Annotated in this window: 17 protein-coding genes and 1 pseudogene; 11 read left to right on the forward strand and 7 right to left on the reverse strand. The window is 71.5% G+C overall.

Annotated elements, in window-relative coordinates; translation table 11 throughout:
• Nucleotides 1-128: 128 nt before the first annotated feature.
• Nucleotides 129-2,054, reverse strand: a complete 1,926-nt coding sequence (locus ACFYXS_RS33400) for a fibronectin type III domain-containing protein (protein ID WP_389255086.1) — start codon at nucleotides 2,052-2,054, stop codon at nucleotides 129-131.
• A 130-nt stretch (nucleotides 2,055-2,184) separates the two neighbouring features.
• Nucleotides 2,185-3,393 (reverse strand): HupE/UreJ family protein, encoded by a 1,209-nt coding sequence (locus ACFYXS_RS33405; RefSeq protein WP_389255088.1) that lies wholly within the window; start codon nucleotides 3,391-3,393, stop codon nucleotides 2,185-2,187.
• A 173-nt stretch (nucleotides 3,394-3,566) separates the two neighbouring features.
• Here ACFYXS_RS33405 and ACFYXS_RS33410 point away from each other — a divergent pair, with 173 nt between their 5' ends.
• The gene (locus tag ACFYXS_RS33410; protein ID WP_389255090.1) at nucleotides 3,567-4,238 is read left to right on the forward strand and encodes a hypothetical protein; all 672 of its coding nucleotides are present in this window, start codon (nucleotides 3,567-3,569) and stop codon (nucleotides 4,236-4,238) included.
• Between the two features lie 45 nt (nucleotides 4,239-4,283).
• Here the strand turns inward: ACFYXS_RS33410 and ACFYXS_RS33415 are convergent, their stop codons facing one another.
• From ACFYXS_RS33415 to ACFYXS_RS33425, 3 genes are all read right to left on the reverse strand, one after another.
• On the reverse strand, nucleotides 4,284-4,844 hold the full coding sequence (locus ACFYXS_RS33415) for a GNAT family N-acetyltransferase (RefSeq protein WP_389255092.1): 561 nt from the start codon (nucleotides 4,842-4,844) through the stop codon (nucleotides 4,284-4,286).
• Nucleotides 4,845-4,924: 80 nt separating this feature from the next.
• A complete protein-coding gene (locus tag ACFYXS_RS33420; RefSeq protein WP_389255094.1) occupies nucleotides 4,925-5,182 on the reverse strand; it encodes a hypothetical protein in 258 nt (85 codons plus the stop codon).
• A 63-nt stretch (nucleotides 5,183-5,245) separates the two neighbouring features.
• Nucleotides 5,246-5,761 (reverse strand): hypothetical protein, encoded by a 516-nt coding sequence (locus ACFYXS_RS33425; protein ID WP_389255096.1) that lies wholly within the window; start codon nucleotides 5,759-5,761, stop codon nucleotides 5,246-5,248.
• Between the two features lie 755 nt (nucleotides 5,762-6,516).
• Here ACFYXS_RS33425 and ACFYXS_RS33430 point away from each other — a divergent pair.
• Nucleotides 6,517-7,404: an alpha/beta fold hydrolase gene (locus ACFYXS_RS33430; RefSeq protein WP_389255098.1), complete on the forward strand. Its 888-nt coding sequence runs from the start codon at nucleotides 6,517-6,519 to the stop codon at nucleotides 7,402-7,404.
• 242 nt (nucleotides 7,405-7,646) lie between these two features.
• On the opposite strand, the pseudogene ACFYXS_RS33435 reads toward ACFYXS_RS33430, so the two are convergent.
• Nucleotides 7,647-8,843 (reverse strand): annotated as a pseudogene (locus tag ACFYXS_RS33435) (RNA-guided endonuclease InsQ/TnpB family protein); the annotation flags it as partial.
• Nucleotides 8,844-8,987: 144 nt separating this feature from the next.
• Between ACFYXS_RS33435 and fabV the strand changes: the two are divergent.
• A complete protein-coding gene (gene fabV, locus ACFYXS_RS33440) occupies nucleotides 8,988-10,244 on the forward strand; it encodes an enoyl-[acyl-carrier-protein] reductase FabV (protein ID WP_389255100.1) in 1,257 nt (418 codons plus the stop codon).
• A 151-nt stretch (nucleotides 10,245-10,395) separates the two neighbouring features.
• Here fabV and ACFYXS_RS33445 read toward each other — a convergent pair whose 3' ends face one another.
• Nucleotides 10,396-11,712 (reverse strand): acyltransferase, encoded by a 1,317-nt coding sequence (locus tag ACFYXS_RS33445; RefSeq protein ID WP_389255102.1) that lies wholly within the window; start codon nucleotides 11,710-11,712, stop codon nucleotides 10,396-10,398.
• A 273-nt stretch (nucleotides 11,713-11,985) separates the two neighbouring features.
• Here ACFYXS_RS33445 and ACFYXS_RS33450 point away from each other — a divergent pair, with 273 nt between their 5' ends.
• From ACFYXS_RS33450 to ACFYXS_RS33485, 8 genes are all read left to right on the forward strand, one after another.
• Entirely contained in the window at nucleotides 11,986-13,167 is a 1,182-nt protein-coding gene (locus tag ACFYXS_RS33450; protein ID WP_389255103.1) for an ROK family protein, read from the forward strand.
• A 157-nt stretch (nucleotides 13,168-13,324) separates the two neighbouring features.
• Nucleotides 13,325-14,875, forward strand: a complete 1,551-nt coding sequence (locus tag ACFYXS_RS33455) for a sugar ABC transporter ATP-binding protein (protein ID WP_389255105.1) — start codon at nucleotides 13,325-13,327, stop codon at nucleotides 14,873-14,875.
• Entirely contained in the window at nucleotides 14,875-15,909 is a 1,035-nt protein-coding gene (locus ACFYXS_RS33460) for an ABC transporter permease (RefSeq protein ID WP_389255107.1), read from the forward strand. The genes ACFYXS_RS33455 and ACFYXS_RS33460 overlap by 1 nt, the downstream gene beginning before the upstream one ends.
• Before the next feature lie 168 nt (nucleotides 15,910-16,077).
• Complete coding sequence (locus tag ACFYXS_RS33465) at nucleotides 16,078-17,124, forward strand: substrate-binding domain-containing protein (protein WP_389255109.1); 1,047 nt, start codon at nucleotides 16,078-16,080, stop codon at nucleotides 17,122-17,124.
• Between the two features lie 48 nt (nucleotides 17,125-17,172).
• Nucleotides 17,173-18,390, forward strand: coding sequence for a Gfo/Idh/MocA family protein (locus ACFYXS_RS33470; RefSeq protein ID WP_389255111.1), 1,218 nt, complete (start codon nucleotides 17,173-17,175; stop codon nucleotides 18,388-18,390).
• Nucleotides 18,391-18,420: 30 nt separating this feature from the next.
• The gene (locus ACFYXS_RS33475) at nucleotides 18,421-19,425 is read left to right on the forward strand and encodes a sugar phosphate isomerase/epimerase family protein (protein WP_389255113.1); all 1,005 of its coding nucleotides are present in this window, start codon (nucleotides 18,421-18,423) and stop codon (nucleotides 19,423-19,425) included.
• Nucleotides 19,426-19,727: 302 nt separating this feature from the next.
• The gene (locus ACFYXS_RS33480; RefSeq protein ID WP_389255115.1) at nucleotides 19,728-23,447 is read left to right on the forward strand and encodes a ThuA domain-containing protein; all 3,720 of its coding nucleotides are present in this window, start codon (nucleotides 19,728-19,730) and stop codon (nucleotides 23,445-23,447) included.
• A 96-nt stretch (nucleotides 23,448-23,543) separates the two neighbouring features.
• On the forward strand, nucleotides 23,544-24,692 hold the full coding sequence (locus tag ACFYXS_RS33485) for an inositol-3-phosphate synthase (protein ID WP_389255117.1): 1,149 nt from the start codon (nucleotides 23,544-23,546) through the stop codon (nucleotides 24,690-24,692).
• The last annotated feature ends 101 nt before the right edge of the window (nucleotides 24,693-24,793 follow it).

A 24,793-nucleotide genomic window follows, 5' to 3' on the forward strand; every position in this document is an offset into this window, starting at 1 on the left:
GGGGGGCCGTGGGGGGGGGTTGTTGTTCTTCTGGGGGGGGGGGGGGGGTGTCACTTTTTTTTTGGGGGGGGGGGGGGGGGGGGGGGGGGGGCGGGGGGCCCCCCCCCCCGCCTGTGGAACGGGTCCGATCAGCTGCTGAGCGCGGTGATCGTCAGGGTGGCGCGGTAGTCACCCTTCTGGACGCTGTCCGGGATCTTCAGATCCAGGTCGGCGCCCACCTTGGCCTCACCACGCGCGTGGCCCTGCTCGGCGGAGGCGAGACCGCGCGAGATCGCGAGGCCCTGGCCCTGGTCGTCGTAGCCCGAGGCCACCGACGCGTTGGCCGTGGCGCCCGCGCCGGCGACCAGGACGCGCGGCGTCCAGCCGAGGAAGGAGCTGGCGAACGTCTTGTCGGCGTCCTTGAACGCGCTGACGCTGGCCGAGATCGACCACGGGGCGAGCGAGCGGCGGCTGTCGGAGACGACGATCGGGTTGAGCCGACCGTCGGCCTCGAAGTGGTCGCCGTTCTTCTCCTCGGCGGTGCCGAGGTCCACCAGGCCGTTGTAGCCGTCGATCGTCCAGCCGAACTCGCCCGGAGCCGGGTTCGGGACGTTGACCTGGAGGTCCTGGCTGTCACCGTGGTACGGGTGCACCGTGACGTCGTCGACGTGCGAACCGACCGGCTGGTCGGCGCCGTTGGCGGCGCTGCGGATGTTCTCGACCACGAGCTTGTCGTTGCGCACCTGCACCTTGACGTAGGTGCGGACGTGCTCCTGGTTCTGAACCGAGTTGTACCAGTAGTTGTTCGGGTTCAGCGGGTCGGCGCCGTTGCCCGCACCACTCGTGCCGCTGTTGTCCGGCGTGGTGATGTCGTAGTACTTCGAGCCCGAGGCGGAGTTGGCCGTCACGTAGAGGACGCCGCCGGGACCCGGGTACACGTCGGCAGCACCCGGCTTCTCGGCCGGGTTCTCCTTCTCGCCGTTCTTGATCAGGTAGCTGCGGGAGTAGCTGTGGTCGTGGCCCTGGAGGACCAGGTCGACACCGAGCTTGGAGAACGTCGTCGGGAAGTCCGTACGACGCTGCTTGTTGTCGCTGTCCTTGGCGTGCGCGGCCGGCGAGTAGATCGCGTGGTGGTAGACGAGGACCTTCCACTTGGCCTCGTTGCCGTGCTTGTTGATGACGTCGGTGACGTAGCTGACGTGCGCCGCGTCGCCGCCGCCGGTGGCGGAGTTGTAGCTGTTGCTGTTCAGGTCGATGAACAGCACATCCTTGTAGATGTACCAGTAGTCACCGCCCGACTTGGTGCCCGCCGGGTTCCCGTTGTCGTAGTACGGGGCCGAACGGTCGGTGTTCGGGGTGGTGAAGTGCTGCTCGTAGGCCTTGCCACCGACGTCGTGGTTGCCGATGGTGGCGGCCCAGGGGTACTGGCGCAGCTGGTTCGGGGCGAGGAAGGAGTCCCACTGGGACTCGGTGTTCGCCGTCTCGACCTGGTCACCGCCCGACACCAGGATCTCGGCGTTCGGGTTGGCCCGCAGCGAGACGTCGACCGTGTCCTGCCAGCCGGCCTGGTCGCTCGCCAGGTTGCCCGACGAGCCGATCTGCGGGTCGCCGTAGAACAGGAAGTCGTAGTCGCCCTCGAAGTCCTGCGTCTTGAAGGCGTACGCGGTGGACCAGCTGCCCTCGGTGCCGACACGGTAGGAGTACGCCGTGTTCTCCTTCAGGCCGGTGATCGTCGCGTGGCGGTTGAAGCCGCCGCTGGTCGCGATGTTCGCCGCGCCGATGGCGTCGAAGGTGGCCGCGTCGGCCGGGAACTCGCCGTTCACGAGCTGCGCGGTCGGGACGACCTGGACCTTCTGGGCCGTGTCCGCGGAGGAGTACCACGTGACGGTGCGCTGGGACTCGTTGGAGCCCACGCCGAGGACGATGCCGGTGATCGTGGAGGTGTCGGCGGCGTTGGCGGGAGTCGCCAGGCCGCTGCCGAGGGCCACGCTCAGGCCGAGAAATGCCGCGGTGGCGCCAGTGGCGACACGGCGCCGCGCAGACCCGGAGGCCTGCGAGGAGTTGCTCGATCTCATGAGTATTCGTTCCTCTTGTGCACGATGTGTGTGCATGGAATGGAGATCAACAAACTCTCGGGTGTTGGTAAAGGGAAGATAAATCTGATCTTCGACTTGTCTGAACAACACACGGAGACCTGGGCATGTCCTACAGGCCGAACGTCCGCTGCACGAACCACACCAGCCCCATCGCGGCCACTCCCGCCGAGATGACACCTGTCGTCCACAGACCGGCAACCCGGGAACGGCGCCGGAGCAGGATGAGCACCGGGAAGACCACGGCGATGATGGCCAGTTGCACCGTCTCGATGCCCACGTTGAACACCAGCAGCGACCACAGCAGGGTCCACGACCACGCCTCGTCGATCCCCAACGCGCCCGCGAAGCCCAGGCCGTGGACCAGGCCGAAGCAGAAGACGACGCCGAGGCGCGTCCATCCGGCGCGGTCCAGGCTGAAGTGCCCCTCGCCCAGCGTCTCCATGTCGGTCGCGAGGCCGCGGCGCCGCCAGATCCGCCACAGGTGCCAGCCCGCGACCACGGCGATCGACAGCGCGATGACCGGTTCCACGATCCCCGACGGCACGTCGACCACACCGAGCGCGGCGAGCATGAACGTCACCGAGTGCGCGAGGGTGAAGCTGGTGGCCGCGAGCACGATCTCGCGCGGCCGGCGGGAGCCGGCGATCAGCGCGAGCAGGAACAGGATGTGGTCGATCCCGGTCAGCAGGTGCTCGGCGCCCAGGCGGAAGAACTCCCAGAACCGCTCGTACCACGTCTGGCTGATGGAGAAGGACGGGTGCGCCGCGTCGAGCGCCGCACTGCCCGAGCGGCCGTCGACGTCGTAAGTGACGATTGTCTTGGTGCCCTTGACGTACCCCTCCGCGTCGGGGAAGAGCCCGCTGCGCACCGCGTGGTCGTCGCCCCCTCCGGCGCAGGTCCAGTCGAGCGTCAGACCGGCGTACGGCACGCCCTCCCGCTGCCCCATCGTGAAGTCGCCGACCTGCGCCGCGGTACAGGCCGTGTCCCCGGAGGACACCGAGAAGCGCTGGGTGGCGTAGGCGACCGCCGACGCCTTGTGGGCGTTGAGCGCCGCCCCCTGCGCGTCCTTGTCGCCCGCGTCGAATGCGGCGGTTCCTGCCGTGAAGAGTGAATCGTCCTTCTCGTAGTCGGCGGTGGAGACGATGAACAGGTCGTACTCGAGCTGCAGCGTCGTCCGTATCCGACCCTCGCCGCCCGAGGCGACGTTGACGTACACGGTCGACGAGAACCCGTGGGCGTACGCCGGTTGCCCGAGGCCCAGGAAAGCGATCACCGCCGCGGTGATCCCGATGACGGCGCGGCGGACACGTTGTGACATGTGGCTCCTTCAGGTTGCCAGTGCACGGTGCATGTCACGGGTGAACACCATCCGCCCTGTTGGCGAACCGTCGAACAACAACATCGAGAACGACACCCTCGACGGATCGCGGCGCGCGACGGGATAGCAGGATGGGGGGCGCACCACCCTTCACCACTCGGAGGACGATCACCTTGCGCGCCCCGCTTCGCGCCCTCGCCACGCTGGCCGTGGCCGCCGCGCTGGTCACCGGATGCGGCTCCGGAGACGACTGGTCACGGCCGCACCCGCAGCCGACCGCCGTCGGCACGCTCGGTCCCGGCTTCGTCGACCCCGCCGCGCCGCCCGGCCCGGAGGCCACCGCCACTCCGCGGCCCGGCTCCTGGAGCGGCGTCCACCCGCCGCAGGGCTACCGTGTCGTCCTGCTCACCGCGGGCGACGACGGCCCGACCAAGGCGCTGGTCAAGGCGGTCGACGAGTGGGCCGCGGCGGAGCACGTCGACCTCAGGACGGTGACCGCCGACAGCCCGTCGGACTACGTTGCGGCGGCCGGCAGGGCCATGAAGATGGGCGCCGACCTCATCGTCAGCGCGGGCAACGACCTGATCGACCCGCTGGCGATGATCACCCCGAACCATCTGTCGCAGCAGTTCCTCGTCGTGGGTGCCGAACTGGCGGAGCCCACGCAGAACGTGACGGCAGTCGACTGGCCAGGCGCCTCGTTCCGGGGGGAGGGGCTCGGTATGTCCTCCACCTACGACCCCGCCTCGTTCACCACCGCGCGCTGCGAGGGCGCGATCAGGGCGGGTGTCGCGGCCGTGCTGAGTGACATGACCGGCATCGTGCTCTGGCTGGACAAGGTCTGACCAGGCGCTTCCCGACCGGCCCCGAACCGTCGTGCGGTCGCACGACTACGTCAGGGGGCGCGCCGCCCCGGCGAAGTCCTGGGCTCGGAGGCGGTACACGACGCTGCGGCGCAGGGGGCCGTCCGGCACGTCGGGGTCGTCGAAGTCGTCGGCCGGGTCACGGGTCATGCCGACGCGGCGCATCACGGCCTGCGAGGGGAGATTGGTCGCGGTCGTGACCGCGAGGATCTCGTCGAGGCCGACGTCCTCGAAGCCGAAGGCCACCACGGCCAGGGCCGCTTCGGTGGCGTAACCATGGCCCCACGCCGAGCGGGCCAGGCGCCAGCCGGCCTCCACCCCGGTGAACGGCATTCCCTCGTCCACGGGATCGAGCCCGGTGAATCCGATGAAGTCGCCGGTGGCTGCGACCTCCACCGCCCACCATCCCCAGCCGCGCCGTTCGAGGTCGGCCTGGAAACGGGCCGCGGACGCGTCGCTCTGCTCCCGCGTGAGCACGCCGGGGAAGTGCTCACGGACCCGCGGATCGGCATTCAGCGCGGCCCAGGGGACGCGGTCGGAGTCCCGCCATCCGCGGAGCAGGAGACGTTCGGTGCGCAGCTCGGCCATCGCGCCAACGTAGCCGTGCCGGGCGCGGAGGTCGATCGAATATGCGCCCCCCCAGGTCGGGACCGCTGCCTACCCGCTGCCTACACCCATCGGCAGGTGAGCCACTTCTCGTGGTCGTAGTGGTCCTGCGAGGGGTACTTCGCTATGAGGGGGATCACCTCGGTCGTTTCCTCGGGCCGCACGCGCTCGGGGAGCGCCCCGAACCTGGCACGGCGGGCCGCCGCGTCGGCATCCGCGACCGTGACGGCCGTGGTGACGACGGTGACCGCGGGGATGGCGGTGGCGGTGGCAGCCGTGACGTCAGGCGTCTCGGCGGGTTTCCGGGCGGTCTTCGACATGAGCCGCATCCTCTTCCTCCGTGTCGATTCGGCTATCTGCGATGGGCGATCGGCGATCGACGGTCAGTGGACGATGTGGAAGGTGAGGTGCCGCTCGGTCTTGCCGGCGGGCACGGTGTGGACGTAGCCGCGCGCTGTGTCATAGGCGCCGGAACCCCCGGTGATGGGGATGTCGACGGACGCGGCGGGCGGCAGGTGCAGGAGCGCCTGTCCGCTGATCTGCCCCTTGGGCAGGGAGAACGTTCCCACGCATTGCAGCGCGCTCGGTTCGAGGTGGAAGTACGTGCAGACCACGCTGTGGTCGCCGATCTTCTTGCCGTCGCGGTAGATGTCCTCGGCGATGACGAGCTCGTCACCCAGGCTCAGGCCCTTCTTGCCCAGATCGACGGAGGCGGACTGGGTCTGCCGGGCGACCAGCGAGAGGACCTCCGTACGGGCGTGCGCGGCGTGTGAGCTGCCCGAGGCCGCCGGGGCGGCCGACGCGAGGGGCGCTACGGCCAAGCCGCCGGCCAGGAGGGCGGCGACGCCGGCCGCCGCGCTCAGGAACCGTGCCTTGGGGGTGCTGCGCGTGTTCGGCATTCTTCGCGCGCCTTTCGTTTCGGGCCAGGAATTCGGGCGTGGGGCCGCCTCCGATGACCTGCGGCAAAGCAGCTGCATGCGAGGGCGACCCTGCCCCGGCCACCGTGGGACGCGGTGGGCCGGTCGTGCTCGGTGTCGACGCTCGCACAGGCTGCATCACCAGTCAAGGTGGTGATGCTGGCTGTGGGCCGGCCCACGTTCCCGCGCTGAAGTGATGTCGCGCCGGGTGGCCGCTGTGGAGGTGTCTGTCATGAATTGATGACGTTCGCCGTTCGCTCCAGGATGATGCGGAGCATCTTGGACGTCAAGGAAACCGTGGCGGCTTCCGGCCGTTCTCCGAGGATCCGCGCCCCGCCGGCGGCCCCACCTGATAACGTCGCGGCGTTCGCCACGGACCGAGGAGGTGAGACCCATCAACGCTGTTGCAGGCTGGGTGCTCCCCTCCCGCGTGGCTGTGCGGTTCGCCTGACACAGGCGGCCTGGGAGTGCCCGTAGGCATCCCGAAAGGCCATACCTTCATGCGCTCCACCGCCAGGACGACCTTGAACGGCGTCACGGAACAACTCTTCGGCCGCGACGACGGCCGGCACCCTGAAGCGCCCGGAGCGGCGCACCGCCCCCGGAGCGGGCGGCACGAGGTGCGGCGACTCGCCCCCGGTCCCGGCGCACCGCACCCGCGCGGCTGATCCATACGTCCCCAAGCCGCCCCGCGAGGGCGGCACTTGTTCTGAGCATCCGCCGAAAGGATCTCTGCCATGCCTGTGTCCCCAGCATCCCCAGCATCCTCAGCGTTCTCGGCATTTTCGGAGTACTTCTTCCCCGCGTACGACGGAACCCGGCTCGCCCACCACGCCGCCGGCGACGGCGATCCCGTGATCTGCCTTCCCGGGGGACCGACGGACTCCGCGTACCTGGGCGACCTCGGAGGCCTGTCCGCACACCGCCGAGTGATCAGGCTCGACCTGCGCGGCACCGGCCGGTCGCAGGTCCCGGAGGACCTCGCCTCCCGCCGGTGCGACCGGCAGGTCGAGGACGTGGAGGCCCTGCGCGAGCACCTCGGGCTCGACCGCCTGGACCTGCTCGCCCACTGTGCCGGTGCGAACGTGGCCGTCCAGTACGCCGCCCGCCACCCCGAACGCGTCCGCAGGCTGGTGCTGGTCACCCCCAGCGTCAGGGCGGTCGGCATCCCGATCCCCGGGGACCTGCGGCTCGACACCGCGCGGCTCCGGCGTGACGAGCCCTGGTTCCCCGCCGCGTTCGCGGCGTTGGAGGCCATCGCGGCGGGCCGGGGCGGCGACGACCACTGGCGGGCCGTCGCACCGTTCTCCTACGGACGCTGGGACGAACCCGCCCGCGCCCATCACGCCGCCGCGGAGGAGCGGGCGGACCCGGAGGTCATGGCCGCGTTCGGCGCCGACGGCGCTTTCGACCCCGACGCCACGCGCGCCGCGCTCGCCCGCTTCGCGCCGTCGGTGCTCCTGCTGGCCGGAGAGGTCGACCCGGGGGCCCCGCCCCGAGCGGTCGCCGAGTTCGCCGGGCTGTTCCCCGGGGCCGGGCTCGTCGTCCAGCCCGGGGCCGGGCACCACCCGTGGCTCGACGACGCCGAGCGGTTCGTGACGGCCGTCGCCGGGTTCCTGGCGTAGCGCGGGCTGCGCGGCCGCGGGCCCGGCGACGCCGCCGGGCTGCGCGGCCGCCGAGGCCACCCCATCGGGTCTTGCGCCACGGGATCCCGTGGGAAGGCTCCAAGATCGTCCGGCGATTGTTGTGCGCTGCGAGAGCCGGATCCGGGGCCGCGACACCGGAGACTGACACCACGTGGCGGCCGGTTCGGGTCCGCTGATCCCCGGAGCGTCTTCGAAAGGGACCTCACTTGACATCCTCCGCGCCCTGATGGGCGGGGATTCCTGGCCCACGTGGGCCGGGGACCAGCGGTCCGCATCACGCGGGCGGAGTTCTTGTCCCTGGGGGACACGGCTCCGCACGGGGTGCGGGTGCAGGTACGTTCCGAAAGAGGAAGTGCGTGCTTGGTTCTCGCTCCGCACGACGCGCAGTCCATGGTGGTGTGCGCGGGATGCACCAGGCGGACGTCCCGCCCGTGCTTACGGCCCATCCGGACCAGAGCCGCCTTCGTGGCGCCGATCGCCGCGTCCGCCGCCTTGCGGGCCATGCTGGACTTCGCCAGGAACTTCGGCCGGAAGTCCTCGACCGCGATGGCGTCGTGGTCGGTGACGACGCGCTTGGCCCACTTGCGGGCGGTGTCCCGCCTCTGGCGGGCGATCTTCTGGGACACCTTCGCGGCGGCCCGGCGGGCCTTGCGGTAACCGCCGGTGTCGGGCGTGTTCCTCGGGGTGCGGCGCCGCGCCATCATCCTCAGGTACCGGGCCAGCTTCGCCGCGGCGGTCCTGCCGTACTGTGCGTGGGGCAGGTCGTCGACGTCGCTGGTCGTGGTCTCGGTCTCACGCACGCCTCAGTCAATACCGATCACCGCGCCAGTGGCGGGCAGCGGCTCAAGGGCAGTGGCCACGACGAAACTGGCGTACCAGTGGCCGCAGCTGTCGCGATACACGCGTACCGACGTGGGGGCGGCGGGCAGGTCGCGGGACCACACCACCGTCAGCACGATGCCTCCCGCCAGATGCAGGCGCCCGTCCTTGACCCTGAAACCCCGGGTGGTGTGCTTCAGCGACAAAGCCACATCGCGCTTGCGCTTGATGCGAGGCATCCCGGCCCGCTGCCGCATCGGCAGCCGCGCCATGATGTCCTTCAACGCCTTGGCCCGGGCCTTGCCGAAGTCCCGGATGATCTGCTGCTGCGGCACCGAGCTGCCTTCCCGCAGCCACGCCATCGACCGCCTCGCCTCGGTCAGCATCCTGTCGAGCTGCGCCGGGCCGCAGGTGGTCTTCTGCTCGGCGGTCCGGTTCAGGGCGTGGATCTTGCGGGACACGGCCACGCACTCGTTCCACACCCACCGGCAACGCGCCCACTCCGCCTCCAGACCGGCCCGCGCGGTGGACGACACACGCGGGCGGAAGGTGTACCGGGCATGCCCGGAGCCCTCCTCGGACACCGCTGTCGTCGTCATGCCCCGGAACCTGACAGCCCCCACCGACAACGAAAGAGAGTGCAGGTCAGAACAGATGCGCAGACAACTCCGCCGCTTCGCGGCTCGGACGCAAGGACCCATTCCTCCCGGGCCCGAAGGCCTGGAGCTCCAGGGAGAACACAGGTGACCCAGCGCACCATCACCCCTCGCAACCGCGGCTTCCTCTTCCTCGACGCGCACCCCGCCGGATGCGAACGGGCCGTCGAGGAGATGTGGTCGTCCGTCGCCGGCGCCCCGGACGCACCGGCCGGGGACCGTCCGGTGGCGCTCGTGATCGGCTCGTCCGCCGGATACGGACTCGCCGCCACCGTCGCCGGACTCAAGCGGGCCGGCATCCGGGGCATCGGTGTCTGCTTCGAGAAGGGCCCCACCGAGCGGCGCACCGCGACGGCCGGCTGGTACCGCACCGCCGCCACCGCACGCCTCGCCCGTGAAGCCGGCAGCGACATGGTCTTCCTCAACGGCGACGCCTTCGGTGACGCGATGAAGGACCAGGTCGCCGACCTGCTCGCGCAGCGCTTCGGCGGACGCCTCGACCACCTGGTCTACTCGGTGGCCGCGCCACGGCGTACCGACCCCGACACCGGAACCACCTTCGCGTCGGTGCTCAAGCCGATCGGCGTGGCCCACCGCACCAAGACCCTGGTCTTCGGCGCGGACGGCGCACCCGAGATCCGCGAGGTCGAGACCGCGCCCGCCGAGGGCGACGACATCGAGCAGACCGTGGCCGTCATGGGCGGCGCCGACTGGGAGCGATGGATCGAACGGCTCGCGGGCCGCGGCCTGCTGGCCGACGGCTTCAGCACCGTCGCGCTGTCGTACATCGGATCCCCGCTCACCGCCGCGATCTACCGGCAGGGCACCATCGGCGCGGCGAAGGCCCACTTGGAGGCCACCGCCCGACGCCTCGACGAACGCCTGGGCGCGTCGGTCGGCGGCCGGGCCCTCACCTCCGTCAACGGCGCCGCCGTCACGCAGTCCTCGACCGCCATCCCGGGCATCGCCTTGTACGTGGGCCTGCTGCGCGGCGTCCTGGGCGACCGCATGGTCCCCCCGGCCGCGCAGCTCACCGAGTTGTGGGACGGGCTCACCGGAGCGGCCGGACTGCGCCTCGACGACGAGGGCCGCGTACGCCTGGACACCTGGGAACTCGGCGACGACGTCCAGGCCGCCGTCGCCGACCGCTGGGACAGGGCCACCACCGCGGGCATCGCCGGTCTCGCGGACCTCGACTGGTTCGGCGCCGAAGTGCGTCGCCTGTACGGCTTCGACGTGGACGGTGTCGACTACGGTCGCCCCGTCGAGACCGCGGTCGACTGGCCGGACCCCGCCGTGCCGGCGGACGACGTCCACAGCCAGGCGGCGACGGCCACCTCGTAGCCGCGGCCGCGGTGCTGACGGCCCGCCCGGTCGGCGCGCGAGGACAACCGGGCGGACTCCGCTCCCCAGCCTGCCGTGACGCGCCGGGTCGGGCAGGTCGGGGAAGGGCGGTATGGGGGCCGAACGGGGGCAGCGAGTCGGTGAGGGGCCGTCAGGCCGCTCGTTCGAGGACGTCCTTCGGTTCCGGCGCACCGCGACGGTTCACGGCCTGCGGGAGCACGGCGAGGGCTGTGCCCAGGGCCAGGCCGACCGCGGGCAGGACGGGGAAGCGGCCGTCGGGCGCGAACCCCGCCACCGCGAAGCGGGCGAGCGCGGGAACGACGGCGGCCAGCCCGAGCCACAGGAGCCACGCCCGGCGCGGGGCGGCGTCGGGGCGGGTCCGCTCGAACACGGCCGCCAGCCCGTGGTCCACGGGCCGCAACAGCCGGACGACGACGGCCAGTACGAGGCCGAGTACCAGCAGCCAGGGCACGCGCAGTGCCCACCACGACGCGGAGCCGAAGGCGGGTTCGGGGGCCAGCCCCGTGAGGTAGAACGCGGCGGCGACGATCAGCACCGGCACCATGTGCCACAGGTAGAGGGTCATGCTGGCGCCGCCCGTCTGACGCACCAGCCGCCAGACCCGCTCGTGCTCCAGCCACCGCCGCACGACGGGGGCGACGAGCACGCACAGACCCACCTGGGCCACGGCCCAGGCCAGCATGGCCGCCGAGGGCGGGTCGGTGTTGCTGGGGCTCTGCCCGGTCACCAGGATCAGGCTGACCGGGAACGGCCCTGGCCCCACCAGTGCCGCGAAGGCCAGCCCGCCGCCCGCGGCCAGCGCGACAGGAGTCGCCCGGTGCCGCGTCAGCAGTCCGTCCCGCCAGCAGAAGCCGAGTTGGTAGGCGACGCCCCACACCAGGACGTAGTCGAGCAGACCTAGGTACGGCGTGTGCGCGGTCACCACCAGGGCGTCGGCCACGGCGGCGGCCGCCGCCATGGCCAGCGGGGCGCGCAGTCCCCAGCGCCGATGGGCCGCGTACAGCGCGGGGGTCAGGGCGCCGAGGACCAGGTACACGGGGAGGAACCAGAACTGCATGCCCATCGCCCAGCCCACCAGGGCGAGCGTGTCGGGGTCCACGCCGGCCGCCGCGCAGATCCCGACGGCGAGGAGCACCGGACCGCTGTAGACGGCGGTCGGGAGCAGCAGCCGCAGGGTCCGTCGTCCCGTCCACCCGGCGGCCGTACCTCCCGCGGCCCGGGCGCGCGACCACGAGTCGCCCGCCGACCGGCCCCCGACCAGGAAGAACAGGGGCATGATCTGGAAGCCGAGCGTCAGCCATTGGGTCCAGGGAACGACCGCCAGCAGTTCCGGTGCGGTGATCCCCCCGTCGGGTCCCCGGACCAGTCCGGTGATCAGCCAGTGGCCGAGCACCACGAGAACGATCGCCCACGCACGGAGGAAGTCGACGTAGCGGTCTCTGCTCATGCCCCGTCATGTTGCCCCCGCCGTCGGTGGATCGGGCGCGGGGAACCCATGCCGCAACCATTCCGTGCCCGGCGCGACATCACCACCGCCGGTACCGCGACCGGACTTTGTCCCGGGATCGGAAAAAGAGCGAGCTGATTCCTGCGCAACTTCTTCCCCCTTCGGGCAGCCGCTGCTACGTTCCCCTCGAAAGCCACAAGGACAGGGCCGGCCGGTCGCCGGCCGCACATCCCCGCGCCACGGGGCAGGGGAGGGGAGGGGCGCGTGAGACGTATGACGGCTCGACCCGCCAATGCGCACCAGGTGCGGCTGCTGCGGCTGCTCCGTGACGGCGGGCCCAGCTCCCGCGCCCAGATGGGGGACCTGATCGGGCTCTCGCGCTCCAAGCTGGCGGTCGAGGTCGACCGCCTGCTGGAGACGGGCCTGGTGGTCTCCGACGGTCTCGCGGCCTCGCGCGGCGGACGGCGCTCGCACAACGTACGGCTCGCCCCGAGCCTGCGCTTCCTGGGCGTCGACATCGGCGCCACCTCCGTCGACGTCGCGGTGACCAACGCCGAACTGGAGGTGCTCGGCCACCTCAACCACCCGATGGACGTCCGCGAGGGCCCGGTCGCCGTCTTCGAGCGGATCCTCGCCATGGCCGCCAAACTCCAGGCCGCCGGTCTCGCCGAGGGGTTCGACGGCGCGGGGATCGGAGTGCCGGGACCGGTCCGCTACCCCGAGGGCGTCCCGGTCGCGCCGCCCATCATGCCCGGCTGGGACGGCTTCCCGGTCCGGGAGGCGCTCAGCCAGGAACTGGGCTGCCCCGTCATGGTCGACAACGACGTGAACCTGATGGCCATGGGGGAGCAGCACGCGGGAGTCGCCCGGTCCGCCGCGGACTTCCTCTGCGTCAAGATCGGTACGGGCATCGGCTGCGGCATCGTCGTGGGTGGTGAGGTCTACCGCGGCGCGACGGGCAGCGCCGGCGACATCGGCCACATCCAGGTCGTGGACGGCGGGCGACCCTGCGCCTGCGGCAACACCGGCTGCCTGGAAGCCCACTTCAGCGGGGCCGCACTCGTCCTCGACGCCAAGGAGGCCGCCACCTCGGGACGTTCACCGGCGCTCGCGGCCCGGCTGGAGGCGGCTGGTCAGCTGTCCGCGGTCGACGTCGCCGTCGCTGCCTCGGGCGGTGACGCGACCGCGCTGGAACTCATCCGCGAGGGCGGCAACCGCGTCGGGCAGGTCATCGCGGGACTCGTCAGCTTCTTCAACCCCGGACTCGTCGTGATCGGCGGCGGCGTCACCGGGCTCGGCCACACCCTGCTGGCCAGCATCCGCAGCCAGGTCTACCGCCAGTCGCTGCCCCTGGCGACCGGCAACCTGCCCATCGTCCTGGGCGAACTGGGCCCCACCGCCGGTGTGATCGGCGCGGCCCGGCTCATCAGCGACCACGTCTTCTCCCCGGCCTGACCGACCCCCACCGGCCGCCCCGTACGACGAACCGCACCACCGGCACCACTGATCATCGGCACCACGGCACCACGGCACCACGGCACCACGGCACCACAGGCTCCACTTGCACGCTCCGCACGCGCACGTGTACCCGCACCCGCCGAGGGGATCCGTCATGGCACCAGTACCACCGGCCCCGCCACCGCCACCGCCGTCCGCAGGCGGCCCGCTGCTCACCATGTCCGGCATCACCAAGTCCTTCCCCGGCGTCCGCGCCCTCGACGGCGTCGACCTGGACGTCCAGGCCGGCGAGGTGCACTGCCTCCTGGGCCAGAACGGCGCCGGGAAGTCCACGCTCATCAAGGTGCTCGCCGGGGCCCACCAGCCCGACGACGGGGAGATCATCTGGCGCGGCGAACCCGTCTCTCTGAGGTCGCCCATCGCCGCCATGCGCCTCGGCATCGCCACCATCTACCAGGAACTCGACCTGGTGGAGGGCCTGTCCGTCGCCGAGAACGTCTTCCTCGGCCACGAACCCACCACCGCCGGGTTCGTGGTGCGCGGCCGCCAGGCCCGTCGCGAGGCCGAGGTCCTGCTCCGGCGCCTCGGCCACCCCGAGATCGATCCGGCCCGGCAGGTCGGCGAACTGTCCGCCGCCCAGCAGCAGATCGTCTCGATGGCCCGGGCACTCTCCCACGACGTACGGCTCATCGTGATGGACGAGCCGTCCGCCGCGCTGGACCCGGAGGAGACCGACAACCTGCTCCGCATCGTCGCCCAGCTCACCGCCGAGGGCGTGGCCGTCGTCTACATCTCCCACCGGCTGGAGGAGATCCGCCGCATCGGCGACCGCGTCACCGTCCTCAAGGACGGCCGGGCCGTCGCGGGCGGCCTGCCCGCCAAGTCGATGCCGACGAGGGACATCGTCGCCCTCATGACGGGCCGCGACGTGGAGTACGTCTTCCCCGAACGCCCGGCGGGACCGCGCGAGGGCGCACCCGTCCTGCGGGTCGAAGGGCTCGCCCGCGAGGGGGAGTTCGCTCCCGTCGACCTCGACATCCGGCCCGGCGAGATCGTCGGGCTCGCCGGCCTCGTCGGCTCCGGGCGCTCGGAGATCCTGGAGACCGTCTACGGCGCGCGCAGGCCCACCGCGGGCCGCGTCACCGTCGACGGCCGCCCGCTCAAGCCCGGCAGCGTCCGCTCGGCGGTCCGCGCGGGACTGGGCATGGCACCCGAGGAGCGCAAGGCCCAGGCCCTGCTCATGCTGGAGTCGGTCACCCGCAACGTGTCGGTGTCCTCGCTCTCCCGCTTCTCCCGCGGCGGCTGGCTCGACCGCCGCGAGGAACGCCTGGCCGCCCAGAGGTCCACCCGCTCGCTGTCGTTGCGCCCCGACAACCCGGACGCCCGGGTCCGCACCCTGTCCGGCGGGAACCAGCAGAAGGCGGTGCTCGCGCGCTGGCTGCTGCGCGGTTGCCGCGTGCTGCTGCTCGACGAGCCGACCCGCGGCGTGGACGTGGGTGCCCGCGCCGAGCTGTACGCGGTCATCCGCCGGCTCGCCGACGAAGGGCTCGCCGTCCTCCTCGTCTCCAGCGAGGTGCCCGAGGTGCTGGGCCTCGCCGACCGCGTCCTGGTGCTCCGCGAGGGCCGTGTCGTGCATACGGCGGCCGCGCAGGAGCTGGACGAACACCGTGTACTCGACCTCGTCATGGAAGGGAGCCCGAGCTGATGACGCAGCCCGCTTCCCAGGCCCCGCAGGCACCGCTGCCGCCCGCGGAGGCGCCCTCCGCCGTCAAGGGCGGCCGGCGTCCGGCGCTCGGACTCCGTGCCGACGTGCGCAACCTCTCCCTGCTCGGCGTCCTCGCCGTGCTCGTCGCCGTCGGCGGCATCACGCAGTCCGACTCGTTCCTCGACGTCTCCAACCTCCAACTGGTGCTGACCCAGGCGTCCGTCATCGGCGTCGTCACCGTCGGCATGACCTTCGTCATCACCAGCGGCGGCATCGACCTGTCCGTCGGCGCCATCGTCGCGCTGTCCTCGGTGTGGGCGACGACCGTCGCCACCCAGGAGTACGGCTTCGCGGGCATCCTCTTCACCGCGGTGCTCGTGGGCCTCGGCTGCGGACTGGTCAACGGCGTGCTCATCGCGTACGGCGGCATGGTCCCGTTCATCGCGACCCTCGCGATGCTGGCGTCGGCCCGCGGACTGGCCCTCCAACTCACGGACGGCAAGACGCAGATCGTCACCGAGAAGTCGGTACTCGACCTCGGGGTGCCCGACTCCTACATCCTCGGTATCCCGCCGCTGGTCCTGGTCTTCGCGGCGGTCACCGTCATCGGCTGGCTGGTGCTGAACCGCACCACCTTCGGTCGCCGCACCGTCGCGGTCGGCGGCAACGCCGAGGCCGCCCGGCTCGCCGGCATCGACGTACGCCGGCAGCGGCTGTACCTCTACCTGCTGTCCGGGCTGTGCTGCGGGATCGCCGCCTTCCTGCTGATCATCCTGGCCGGGTCGGGTCAGAACACCAACGGCAATCTCTACGAACTCGACGCCATCGCCGCCGCGATCATCGGCGGCACGCTCCTCAGCGGCGGCCGCGGCACCATCGTCGGATCCGTCCTGGGCGTCCTGGTCTTCACCACCATCACCAACATCTTCGCCCTGAACAACCTGGAGAGCGCCGTCCAGCAGATCGCCAAGGGGGCGATCATCGTGGCCGCCGTCCTGGTCCAGCGCGGCACCGTACGCGGCGGCGACAGCTGACGCGGGCGAAACCGCCCCCTCCGCACCGCACCGTTCCCGCCACCCAGCCGGCACCGATCGTCGCGCCGGCTCCCGCAGACGTTCCCTCTCCCATCCCGTCCGGACCCACCCCACCTCACCTCACCGCACCCCGCCCCGTGCGCACGAACCCAGGAGGGTTTCACCGCCATGCCAGAAAACCCGCTCACCAGCCGCCGAGGCCTGCTCTTCGGTGCCGCCGCCGTCTCCGTCGGCGCCGCCCTCACCGCCTGCACCAGCAACGAGCCGAAGAAGCAGGAGACGGCCGCGACCAACGTCCCGTCCGCCGACGACCAGCCCGGCACGCCCGTGACCATCGGCTTCGCCGGTCCCCAGGCCGACCACGGCTGGCTCAACGCCATCAACCAGAACGCCAAGGACCGCGCGGCGACGTACTCCGACGTGACGCTGGAGATCACCGAGGGCTCCAACGACACCGCCGCCCAGATCGGCCAGGTCCAGACCCTGATCAACAAGAAGGTCGACGTGCTGGTGATCCTGCCGGCCGACGGCAAGGCGCTGACCCAGGTGGGGCTGCAGGCCATGAAGGCCGGCATCCCGGTGATCAACCTGGACCGGATCTTCGCCTCCCCGCAGGCGTACCGCTGCTGGATCGGCGGCGACAACTACGGCATGGGCCTGAACGCCGGCAACTACATCGGCGAGCAGCTCAAGGACAAGTCCGACGCGAAGGTGATCGAGCTCGCCGGACTGGACAACCTGGAACTGACCCGGCAGCGCACCCAGGGCTTCGACGACGCCCTGAAGAACTTCCCCAACATCCAGAAGGTCGCCCGGCAGGCGGCCGAGTTCACCGTGGAGTCCGGCCAGGCCAAGATGGCCCAGCTGCTCCAGGCGCAGAAGCAGTTCGACGCGGTCTGGAACCACGACGACGACCAGGGCGTCGGCGCCCTGCGCGCCATCGCGCAGGCGGGCCGCGACGACTTCCTCATGGTCGGCGGCGCCGGCGCAAAGTCGGCGATGGACGCCATCAAGGCCGACAACGGCGTACTGAAGGCCACCGTGCTCTACCCGCCGACCATGGCCGCCTCCGCCATCGACCTGGCCCGGACCCTCGGCCAGAAGAAGGGGATCGGCGGGCTCGCCGAGCTGGAGATCCCCGCCTCGATCACCCTCTACTCGGCCGTCGTCACCAAGGCGAACGTCGACCAGTACCTGCCGACGGGCTTCAACTGACAGGCAGCGCCCGCCCGTCCGAACCGAGCAACCGACGAGGAGCAAGGCATGGCTGGTACGGCCGATAACGAGACCCGTGGAGCGGAGGGCGCTGTGCCGGCCCTCGGCATCGGGATGGTCGGCTACGCGTTCATGGGCGCTGCCCACTCCCAGGCGTGGCGCACCGTGGGCCGCGTCTTCGACCTGCCGGTGCGGCCGGTCCTGGCCGCCATCGGCGGCCGGGACGCGGCGGCGGTACGGGACGCGGCGGCCCAGCACGGCTGGGCCGCCGCGGAGACGGACTGGCGGGACCTGATCGCCCGGGACGACGTCCAGCTCGTGGACGTGTGCACCCCCGGGGACAGTCACGCCGAGATCGCCATCGCGGCGCTGGAGGCGGGCAAGCACGTCCTGTGCGAGAAGCCGCTCGCCAATTCGGTCGCCGAGGCCGAGGCCATGGTCGCGGCGGCCGAACGGGCCGCCGGGCGCGGCCAGGTGGCCATGGTCGGCTTCAACTACCGGCGCCTGCCGGCGGCGGCGTACGCCCGCCGGCTGGTCGCCGAGGGCCGGCTCGGCACGATCCGCCATGTGCGGGTCACCTACCTGCAGGACTGGCTCGTCGACCCGGACTTCCCGCTGACGTGGCGGCTCAAGCGCGAATACGCCGGCTCCGGCGCCCTCGGCGACCTCGGCGCGCACGCCGTGGACCTCGCGCAGTACCTTGCGGGGGAGCCCCTGGTCGGAGTCTCGGCGCTCACCGAGACCTTCGTGCGGGAACGGCCGCTGCTCGCCGGGGTGTCGTCGGGCCTGTCGGGCTCCGGCGGCGGCTCCGAGCGGGGGCCGGTCACCGTCGACGACGCCGCGCTGTTCACCGGGCGCCTCGCCTCCGGGGCGCTCGCCAACTTCGAGGCCACGCGGATGGCCTCGGGCCGCAAGAACGCCCTGCGGCTGGAGATCAACGGCGAACGAGGGTCGCTCGCCTTCGACCTGGAGCGACTGAACGAGCTGTTCTTCCACGACCACACCGAGCCCGCGTCCACGGCCGGCTTCCGCCGGATCCTGGTGACCGAGCCGGACCATCCGTACCTGGAGGCGTGGTGGCCGCCGGGCCACGCCCTCGGCTACGAGCACACCTTCACGCACCAGGCGCGCGACCTGGTGCTGGCCGTGGCGGAGGGCACGACACCCGAGCCGACCTTCGCCGACGGGCTGCAGGTGCAGCGGGTGCTGGCGGCCGTGGAGGAGAGCGCCGAGAAGAACTCCGTCTACACCCCCGTCCCCGCCTGACCGCACCACCGTTTCGAGGAGGTCCTCGCCGTGCCACGTCCCTTCACCCTCTTCACCGGCCAATGGGCCGACCTGCCCCTGGAGGAGGTCTGCCGGCTCGCCCGCGATTTCGGTTACGACGGGCTCGAACTCGCCTGCTGGGGCGACCATTTCGAGGTCGACAAGGCCCTCGCCGACCCCGGGTACCTGGACGGGAGGCGGGCGCTGCTCGACAAGTACGGACTCAAGTGCTGGGCGGTCTCCAACCATCTGGTCGGGCAGGCCGTCTGCGACAACCCGATCGACGAGCGCCACCAGGCGATCCTGCCCGCCAGGATCTGGGGCGACGGCGAGCCCGAGGGCGTCCGGCAGCGGGCGGCCCGCGAACTGGCCGACACCGCGCGCGCCGCGGCGGCCTTCGGCGTGCGGACCGTCATCGGTTTCACCGGCTCGTCGATCTGGCACCTGGTCGCCATGTTCCCGCCGGTTCCCGAGCGGATGATCGAGCGCGGTTACGAGGACTTCGCCCAGCGGTGGAACCCGATCCTGGACGTCTTCGACGCCGAGGGGGTCCGCTTCGCCCACGAGGTCCACCCCGCCGAGATCGCCTACGACTACTGGACCACGCACCGCGCGATGGAGGCGGTCGGCCACCGGCCGGCGTTCGGGCTGAACTTCGACCCGAGCCACTTCGTGTGGCAGGACCTCGACCCGGTCGGGTTCCTGTGGGACTTCAAGGACCGCATCTACCACGTCGACTGCAAGGAGGCCCGCAAGCGGCTCGACGGCCGCAACGGACGGCTCGGCTCCCATCTGCCGTGGGGCGACCCGCGGCGCGGCTGGGACTTCGTGTCGGCCGGGCACGGCGACGTGCCGTGGGAGGACGTGTTCCGGATGCTCCGCTCGATCGGATACGACGGCCCGGTCTCGGTGGAGTGGGAGGACGCCGGGATGGACCGTCTCGCCGGCGCCCCCGAGGCGCTTTCCCTGCTGAAGCGGTACGACTTCGACCCGCCGGCGGCATCCTTCGACGCCGCCTTCGGAGGCAACGACTAGCGCCTTCCCCCAGGTCGGACAGTCAGCAGCCCGCAGCCCGGCGGCAGCGCCGCCGGGCCCGTCGGGCTGCCCGGGCGCCGCTTTGTCCTGACGCGGGAGAAAGTTCAACTTATCTGCCACTCAAGGGCTTTCGGTCTCGGACGAACCCGGCTACCGTCCCTGAGGTGTACAGGACACGGGCCCGAAACATGAGGCCGGTCCTGCTCGAGTGACCCGACCAGCGTGACGGCGCACGCCGGTCCCCGGGAAATACCGCACGGCAGCACCATCCGTCCGTACGACCGTTCCTCCGGAGGACACACGTGCACAGACAACGGCCCGGAACACACCGTTCACGGATCCGACAAGGACTCGCGCTCCTCACCGGCAGCCTCTTAGCGGCGACCTCCCTCGTCGTCGCAGCCCCCTCGGGGGCATCGGCCAGCCCGCTCGACACCGAGCCCGCCGCCGCGGCGGCCGAGGCGTTCCAGCAGGTCACCCTCGCCAAGGGGGAGACCGAGACCGGCGAGCCCATGTCGCTCGCCGTCCTGCCCGACCGCAGCGTGCTGCACACCTCGCGCGACGGCGAGCTGCGCAGGACCGACGCCGCCGGCACCACCACGGTGATCGGCACCGTCCCCGTCTACACCCACGACGAGGAGGGACTCCAGGGCGTCGGCATCGACCCGGCCTTCAGCCAGAACCGGGCGATCTACCTCTACTACGCGCCCCCGCTCGACACCCCCGCGGGCGATGCCCCCGACCAGGGCACGGCCGCCGACTTCGCGAAGTTCGACGGCGTCAACCGGCTCTCGCGCTTCACCCTCAAGGCGGACTGGAGCCTCGACAACGCCAGCGAGAAGAAGGTCCTCGACGTCGCGACGACCCGCGGCATCTGCTGCCACGTCGGCGGCGACATCGACTTCGACGCCCAGGGCAACCTGTACCTGTCGACCGGTGACGACTCCAACCCGTTCGCCTCCGACGGCTTCGCGCCGATCGACGACCGGCCGGGCCGCAACCCCGCGTACGACGCCCGGCGGACCTCGGGCAACACCAACGACCTGCGCGGCAAGCTGCTGCGCATCAAGGTCGCCGAGGACGGGTCGTACACGATCCCCGAGGGCAACCTCTTCGCCCCGGGCACGGACAGGACCCGGCCCGAGATCTACGCCATGGGCTTCCGCAACCCGTTCCGCTTCAGCGTCGACAAGAAGACCGGCATCGCCTACGTCGGCGACTACGGGCCGGACGCCGGCGCGGCCGACCCCCAGCGCGGCCCCGGCGGCCAGGTCGAGTTCGCCCGGGTGACCGAGGCCGGCAACTTCGGCTGGCCCTTCTGCACCGGGAACAACGACCCGTACGTCGACTACGACTTCGCGACCGGGCAGTCCGGAGCGGCCTTCGACTGCGCCGCGCCGAAGAACGACTCGCCGTACAACACCGGCCTGACCGACCTGCCGCCCGCCCAGGCGGCGTGGATCCCCTACGACGGCGGTTCCGTGCCCGAGTTCGGCAGCGGCTCGGAGTCCCCGATGGGCGGCCCGGTCTACCACTACGACCCCGCTCTGGACTCCCCGGTGAAGTTCCCCGAGGCGTACGACGGCGACTTCTTCGCAGGTGAGTTCGGCCGCCGCTGGATCAAGCGCATCGAGCAGGACGACAACGGCACCGTCCAGTCCATCAACGACGTTCCCTGGACGGGCACGCAGATCATGGACATGGCCTTCGGCCCGGACGGCGCGCTGTACGTCCTCGACTACGGCACCGCCTGGTTCGGCGGCGACGAGCACTCGGCCCTGTACCGGATCGAGAACGCCACCGACGGCCGCTCCCCGAGCGCCGAGGCCTCCGCGAACAAGACCTCCGGCACCGCTCCGCTGAAGGTGGCCTTCTCCTCGGCCGGCACCACCGACCCCGACGGCGACGCCCTCACCTACGCCTGGGACTTCGGTGACGGCGGCACCTCCACCACGGCCGACCCCGCGCACACCTACCGCACGAACGGCACCTACACCGCCAACCTCACCGTGAAGGACCCGACCGGGCGCACCGCGTCCGCGAGCGTCCAGGTCGTCGTCGGCAACACCGCGCCCAAGGTGACCCTCGACCTGCCCGCCGAGGGCGCGCTGTTCGACTTCGGCGACGAGATCCCGTTCAAGGTGACCGTCACCGACCCCGAGGACGGGACGGTCGACTGCTCCAAGGTCAAGGTCACCTACATCCTCGGCCACGACAGCCACGGCCACCCCGTGACCTCCGTCAACGGCTGCTCCGGCACCATCAAGACCTCCGCCGACGGCGGCCACGACCCCAACGCCAACATCTTCGGCGTCATCGACGCCGAGTACACCGACGGCGGAGGCGGCGGCCAGGAGGCGCTCACCGGCCACGACCAGGCGCAGCTCCAGCCCCGCCACCGGCAGGCCGAGCACTTCACCGCCTCGTCCGGCGTCGACCTCTTCGACAAGGCCGAGGCCCACGGCGGCCGCACCGTCGGCAACATCGACAACGGCGACTGGATCTCCTTCAAGCCGTACAACCTCACCGGCTCCGTCCGGCTGACCGCCCGGGTCTCCTCCGGCGGCTCCGGCGGCTTCCTCGAGGTGCGCACCGGCTCGGCCACCGGCCCGATCCTCGGCTCGGCGCCCGTCCCGGTCACCGGCAGCTGGGAGACGTTCCAGGAGATCGACGTGCCGCTGCGCGCCGTGCCGAAGAAGACCACCGAGCTCTTCCTGGTCTTCAAGGGCGGATCCGGGGCGCTGTACGACATGGACGACTTCGAGCTCTCCGACACCCCGGCCGACCGCGCCGCCAAGCGCGTCCTGGTCTTCTCCAGGACCGCTGGCTTCCGCCACGACGCCATCCCCACCGGCGTGGCCGCGCTGAAGGAACTCGGCGCCTCCGCCAACATCACCGTCGACGCCACGGAGGAGCCGAAGCAGTTCACCACCAACAACCTGGCCCGCTACGACGCCGTGGTCTTCCTGTCGACCACCGGTGACGTGCTCAACGCCGAGCAGCAGCAGGCGTTCGAGAACTACGTCAAGGGCGGGGGCGGCTACATGGGCGTCCACGCCGCGGCCGACACCGAGTACGACTGGCCCTTCTACGGCGGCCTCGTCGGCGCCTACTTCCAGGGGCACCCGCAGATCCAGAAGGCCACCGTCCGCGTCGAGGACCACGACCACCCGGCCACCGCGCACCTCGACGAGGCCGGCTGGGAGCACACCGACGAGCTGTACAACTACCGCACCAACCCGCGCGGCCAGGTCCGCGTCCTCGCCACCCTGGACGAGACCACCTACCAGGGCGGCACGATGAGCGGCGACCACCCGATCGCCTGGTGCCAGACCTACCAGTCCGGCCGCTCCTTCTACACCGGTCTCGGGCACACCAAAGAGTCCTACGCCGAGCCGGCCTTCCGCCAGCACCTCCTGGGCGGACTGCGCTACGCCGTCGGACAGGTCAAGGCCGACTGCAAGCCGCAGACCGGCTACCGGGACCTGTTCAACGGGCACACCCTCGAGGGCTGGAAGCACGCAGGCCCCGGCACGTTCAACGTCGTCGACGGTGAACTGCGCACCGAGGGCGGCCTGGGCCTGCTGTGGTACCAGGCCAAGCAGTTCGGCTCGTACTCGCTGAAGCTCGACTGGAAGATGGACGGCGACGACAACTCCGGTGTCTTCGTGGGCTTCCCGGCCTCGGACGATCCCTGGTCCGCGGTGGACAAGGGCTACGAGGTCCAGATCGACGCCACCGACGCCCCGGACCGCACCACCGGCTCCGTCTACAGCTTCAAGTCGGCCAACCTCAAGGCCCGCGACCAGGTGCTGCGGCCTCCGGGCCAGTGGAACAGCTACGAGATCAAGGTCCAGGGTGAGCGGCTCCAGGTCTTCCTCAACGGAGTGAAGATCAACGACTTCACCAACACCGACCCCGCCCGCAGCCTGAAGGACGGCTACATCGGCCTGCAGAACCACGGGGCCGACGACCAGGTGTCCTTCCGCAATGTCCAGATCAAGGAGCTGCCCTCCTCATAGGGCAGTCCCTGCCGGCACCCACGAGCCGGCGGCGGGCGGGGAGACGCCGTGCCCCCGCCCGCCGCCCCCACCCCCACGCAGCAGGGAGAGGCAGCCGTGACCAATCCGCACGCCCAGGCACCGGACCGCCCGTCGCCCGACCGCACCGGAGTGTGGCTCATCGGAGCCCGCGGCTCTGTCGCCACCACGGCGGTCGCCGGATGCGCGGCGGTCACCGCCGGGCTCCACCCGGCGACGGGCATGGTGACCGAGACCCCGCCCTTCGCCGAGGCCGGTCTTCCGGCGCTGTCGTCCTTGGTCTTCGGCGGACACGACACGGCTGCCTGCCCCCTGGGCAAGCGGGCCGAACTCCTCGCGGAGGGCGGCGTCCTCCCGCACGGCCTGCCGTCCGCCCTCCACACCGAACTCGCCGCCGCCGACCAGGAGATCCGCACCGGCGGCCCCCTTCCGGGCGACACCCGCGGCGACGACGAACTGATCGCGGCGTTCGCGGCGGACATCACCTCCTTCACCCGGCGCCACGCCCTGAGCCGGACGGTGGTCGTCAACGTCGCCTCCACCGAACCCGTGCCGGAACCCGGCAGCACGCGCCTGCCGGCGAGCTCCCTCTACGCCGCCGCGGCGGTCGAAGCGGGCTGCTCCTACGTGAACTTCACCCCCTCCACCGGGATACGGACCGGGGCCCTCGCCGACGCGGCCGCCGCACGAGGCCTTCCGTACGCCGGCCGGGACGGGAAGACGGGGCAGACCCTGCTCCGCTCCGTCCTCGCCCCGATGTTCGTGCAGCGCGCGCTGTCGGTGCGGGCGTGGTCCGGCACCAACCTGCTCGGCGGCGGCGACGGGGCGGCCCTCGCGGACCCCGCGGCGGCCGCGGCCAAGAACGCCGGGAAGGAACGCGTCCTCGCCGACATCCTCGACGGCGTCCCCGAGGGCGAGGTGCACATCGACGACGTGCCGGCTCTCGGCGACTGGAAGACCGCCTGGGACCACATCGCCTTCGACGGCTTCCTCGGCACCCGCATGGTGCTGCAGACCACATGGCAGGGGTGCGACTCCGCTCTCGCCGCGCCGCTCGTCATCGACCTCGCCCGACTGGTCGCGCGCGCCCACGAAGCCGGACTGACCGGCCCGCTGCCCGAGCTCGCCTTCTACTTCAAGGACCCCGACCCGGGTGCCCCCGCCGCGCTCGCCGACCAGTACGCCGCCTTGCTCACCCTCGCCGCCAGGCTGGGGGAGTCACGGTGACGCCCCCACCGGGCCCGCAGACCTCCGCTGTCGCCGCGGACGGCCGGGTCCCGACGGCGGGACATCCGTGCCGGTGCGCTCCGGGCCGGCACGGGAAGACG

It is taken from the genome of Streptomyces sp. NPDC002574 (assembly GCF_042889545.1).
Lineage (GTDB): Bacteria > Actinomycetota > Actinomycetes > Streptomycetales > Streptomycetaceae > Actinacidiphila.